This window comes from Deltaproteobacteria bacterium (assembly GCA_020845895.1).
In the GTDB taxonomy this organism is placed as follows: domain Bacteria; phylum Lernaellota; class Lernaellaia; order JACKCT01; family JACKCT01; genus JADLEX01.
In genome coordinates this window covers 1-4,253 of the sequence record JADLEX010000168.1, presented here as the reverse complement: position 1 = coordinate 4,253, position 4,253 = coordinate 1, and the positions used below count along the sequence as shown (strand labels likewise).

At 62.5% G+C, this 4,253-nt stretch carries 4 protein-coding genes and 1 tRNA gene; 4 read left to right on the top strand and 1 reads right to left on the bottom strand.

The features are described from left to right. Positions 1 to 205: 205 nt before the first annotated feature. From IT350_21160 to IT350_21145, 4 genes are all read left to right on the top strand, one after another. The gene (locus IT350_21160) at positions 206 to 961 is read left to right on the top strand and encodes a tetratricopeptide repeat protein (protein ID MCC6160570.1); all 756 of its coding nucleotides are present in this window, start codon (positions 206 to 208) and stop codon (positions 959 to 961) included. A 4-nt stretch (positions 962 to 965) separates the two neighbouring features. After that, positions 966 to 2,183: a PQQ-binding-like beta-propeller repeat protein gene (locus IT350_21155; GenBank protein ID MCC6160569.1), complete on the top strand. Its 1,218-nt coding sequence runs from the start codon at positions 966 to 968 to the stop codon at positions 2,181 to 2,183. 19 nt (positions 2,184 to 2,202) lie between these two features. After that, a tRNA-Arg gene (locus IT350_21150) sits at positions 2,203 to 2,276 on the top strand. A 104-nt stretch (positions 2,277 to 2,380) separates the two neighbouring features. After that, complete coding sequence (locus IT350_21145; protein MCC6160568.1) at positions 2,381 to 3,547, top strand: site-specific integrase; 1,167 nt, start codon at positions 2,381 to 2,383, stop codon at positions 3,545 to 3,547. An 8-nt stretch (positions 3,548 to 3,555) separates the two neighbouring features. Here IT350_21145 and IT350_21140 read toward each other — a convergent pair whose 3' ends face one another. Further along, positions 3,556 to 4,104: a LamG domain-containing protein gene (locus IT350_21140; protein MCC6160567.1), complete on the bottom strand. Its 549-nt coding sequence runs from the start codon at positions 4,102 to 4,104 to the stop codon at positions 3,556 to 3,558. Between the last annotated feature and the right edge of the window lie 149 nt (positions 4,105 to 4,253).

Sequence of the window (4,253 nt, the reverse complement as noted above, 5' to 3'; positions counted from 1 at the left end):
AGGGTGCTGTGGTGTTGCATCCCACACCTCTAAACCACCCCGCCGGAAAACCGGACATCTACTCCCGCTGATGCCCCGGACATCTTCCCCGCTTCGTACAGCGCGGCAGGTTTCGTTGACACTCCGTGGGGTGTGGCCTAACATTCACCGCCGAATTTTGAGCCCGCGTATTTCGGCCCGTTTCCGTTCAGTCAGGAGCGTTCCCGTGGCCAAGAAGATCAAGATTACGCGCAAGCAGATCAAGCAGGACGACGAGTTCCTCCATGTCGTCAAGGAATCGCTGGGCCGGGTTCTGGAGTACCGGAACTACATCCTCATCGGCCTGGGTGTCGCGATCGGCGCGCTGATCGTGGCGGGCATCGTCATGTTGATCGTTTCGGCCACCAGCGGCAGCGCCCATCGCGAACTCGCGGGCGCCGAGGCCGTGTTCAACGCCCCGGTCGTCGATCAGGAGACGATCGACAAAAACCCCCGCATCCACGAAATGTTCCCCGCAGTGTTCACGAACGACCGCGATCGTTATGCGGAATCGGCGAAGAAATTCGAGGCGATTCGCGACGATCTCGGCGCCAAGCGCGAGGGGTCGCTCGCCGACTACTACATCGCCGTTTCGAAGCTGAATACGGGCGAATATGACGCGGCGCGCGCCGCGTTCGAGAAAGTCGTCGGAGCGACGACGCCGGTCGATCCGCTGTGGGGGCTCGCCGCACAGGGCGCGGGCCTCGCGGCCGAGGCCGCCGGCCAGCCCGATGCGGCGATCGAAGCGTATACCAAGATCGTCGGCGCGAACCCGGGCGCGGCGTTCACGCAGACCGCGCACAAGAACCTCGCCCGCGTCTACGAGGCGAAGGGTGATCGCGAAAACGCGGCGAAAAGCCTGTCGGCGTATCTCGCCGCGGCGGGCGAAGCGATGGACAAGGCGGCCATTGAGCAGCGCATCGCCGCGCTTCAGGGAAAGTGACCGCGTGAAACTTCGGATTCGCGCGCGGGCTTTGGCGCTCGCTCTCATTCTGCTCGCGGGATGCGCGTCCGCGCCGCGCGTGCCGACGCCCCTGCCGGATTCCTCGCTGTCGGAACTGAGTGCCACAAACCTTCCGCTACGCGTGGATTGGATCTCGCCCGTCGGCGTTCCGCCGCTCGAATCACCCGTTTTTCACCCGCTCGAGTATGCGCAGCCCCTTGTGGACGGCGGTCGGATCTTCGTGGGCGCGACGAACGGAACGTGTTTCGCCCTGAACGCTCGAAACGGCGTCCCCGTGTGGAAGTTCCAGGCGTTCGGGCCTGTCGAGGGGCAACCCGTGGCGGCCGGCGGAGTCGTCGCGTTCGGCGATTCGGACGGCATGGTGTACGGAATCGATCGCTCCACGGGTTTCGCAAAGTGGACCTTTCAACTTGGCGGCGAGGTCATGGGCGGCGGGGCCTACGACGGCAAGTACGTCTACGTCGCAACCTCGTATAATCGCGTATACGCCGTCGACGCCGCGACCGGCGCCTGGAAGTGGATGTATCAACGCGATCTTTCCGCCACGTTCAGCGTGCGCGGAGTGGCGACACCCGTTCTGCAAAACGGCGTGCTGTACGCGGGATTTTCCGACGGCTACGTCGCGGCGATCGACACAAAGACCGGCAAGGAAATCTGGAAAAACCTGCTCAAAATCGACGAGCGACTGGCGGATGTCGATGCCTCGCCGCTTGTCGAGGGCGACGCGCTGTACATCGCCGCGTACGACGGCGCGCTTTACAAACTCGGCCTCGCGTCCGGCGAGGTCGTGTGGAAATCCGACCGCGTGGGTGGCATTTCGCGCCCCGCATCGGTCGGCGAATATCTCATCGTCGCGTCGTCGCGCGGGTTCGTTTATGCGGTCTCCAAGTCCGAAGGTACCCAGATGTGGGAAACCGATATCCGCCACGAGGACAAGGCGGGGTCGGTTGCGCGCGCGCCGAGAATCCGAATCAAGGTCCCGACCGCACCAACGGTCTTCGGCAATGCGATTCTCACGACGTCGAACGAAGGGTTCCTCTACGCCCTCGATGCGCGAATCGGGTCGGTCCGCTGGAGGTTCCACCCGGGGCTCGGCGCGTCGTCCGGATTTGCCCGCGACGAAAATCGGATCTATTTTCTCGCCAACGGCGGCAATCTTTACGCCATGTCGCAGGGCGCGCCGGAATCGGTCGGACCCTGACCGCGTGGCCGCCGACCACGCCCTCGTAGCTCAGTCGGATAGAGCATCGGATTCCTAATCCGGGGGTCGCAGGTTCAAATCCTGCCGGGGGCATCAAGAAATTCAAGGACTTAGGCGACTTTCGCCCGTGTCCTTGAGCCCGGTTTCGGCCATTTTCGGACACTGGAGCCCGTTTTCCGCGCAAACGGGGGGCTCCAATGGCAAAACGTCGGCGGCGAAAGATGGGCGATCAAAAGCGGACCACGCGGCATGCGTCCCTTCCGAGTCAGGACCACAACGGCTCTTGGCGCATCCGATGGGTTGACGCGCACGGAAAGCGACGCAGCGCGAACTTCGCGCCGAACGCCTACGCCGATGCGGTCGCCGAACTGGAGCGCATCAAGGGCGAACTGCGTGCGATCAAGGACGGGCGCGCACCCGCGCCGCAGGCCGTCCCCACGTTCGCCGATTTCGTCGCGACGCATTGGCTCCCGAACCGCGCGCCGCTGAAACGCTCCGCCGAAGATGACGCCTCGATACTGCGGGCGCACCTCATGCCGGTTTTCGCGGACCTGCGGTTGAACCAAATCACGACCGCGCGCGTTGATCTCCTGAAAGCGCGCATTCTCGGTGCGGGTCGCGCGCCCGCGACCGCGCGCAACGTCCTCGCATTGTTGTCGGCGATTCTGAATTACGCGGTGGACCTCGACTATCTCCACAGGCTCCCGTGCCGCATCGTCAAGCCCGCGACGCCGCGCACGACCTACGCCTACCTCGAAAGCAAGGCGGCGATCTCCAAGTTCCTTTCGCACGCCAAGGATCATTCGGACGCGGCGCACGCCATGTTCGCGACGGCGATCTACACGGGAATGCGGTTCGGCGAACTCGCGGGATTGCGGTGGACCGATGTGGATCTCCAAACCCGGCTGATAACGGTCGCACGCAGTTTCGACAAGCCGACGAAATCGGGCCACGTTCGCCACGTCCCCATTTTGGACGTGCTCTTTCCGACGCTACGCGATTGGCGATTGTCGAACGGGTCCGACCTCGTGTTCCCGAACGAAGCCGGGCATATGCACACGGGGTCGCCACGCATCGTCAAATTCACGTTCCCCGAAGTCCTCGCAAAGGCGCGACTCCCGCGAATGCGGTTTCACGACCTGCGTCACACGTTCGCGTCGCACTGGGTCATGAACGGCGGCGACCTGTTCCGTCTGCAAAAAATCCTTGGCCACGCCGATCAAGCCATGGTACAGCGATACGCGCACCTTGCGCCCGATGCGTTCGACAAGGACCGGGGGATCTTCGGAGAGGCTAAACCGACGACGCGCGACAAAGTCACAGCGATCCGCGACAACCGAAGACGAAAACCGGATGTGGTCTAGGTTGGCTACTAAGGAATAATCCAGTCTCCGCCATTGAGCGTGCCGACGTTGTTGTTTCCGCTAACGTCGCCAACGGAAACTCCGACTCCCTCGTCCATGTGCCAGAGCGCCGACGTATCGGCGTCCACGGAAAATTCCGAGTTTGGAGTGAATGCGCCCGAATAGCGGGCAGTGCTTGAAATTCGCACCTCGTCGATTGCGCCAACAAATCCACCCGGATTCAGGCTACTCGGATGGCCGATGAAGAGACTGTCCGTGTGATAGCCGACCGTTTCAATTGTACCGACCTCGCTATCGACCGCCGTCCCACCCAAGAACAGGGAACACGACCCGCTGTCGAAAGTGCCCGCTATGTGGAGCCAGTCACCCTCGGGAATGGGGTTCGCATCCGTGACCGAGCAAGCGGTTCCTTCCGACGAATTCGCCACAAAGAACTGAAGGTGATTCGCCGCGTCAAGGCGAATCGAATATCCGTATGTATAGCTGGCCAGATCCACCTTCTGAACGATCGCTTGCCATTCCCCACGGACCTCGTCGATGCGAATCCACGCTTCCACGGTCAATTCGGAACCGGTGATTCGAGCCTGTCCCATTCTCCGTGGAAAGTGGATCGGCGGTTCGGTTAAACATGGTTACGCCACGCCCTCTTTCCGGTCAAGCTCCGCGCCCGCATTGAGGGCGGCCTGAAGCATCCACAGGTCCTTGT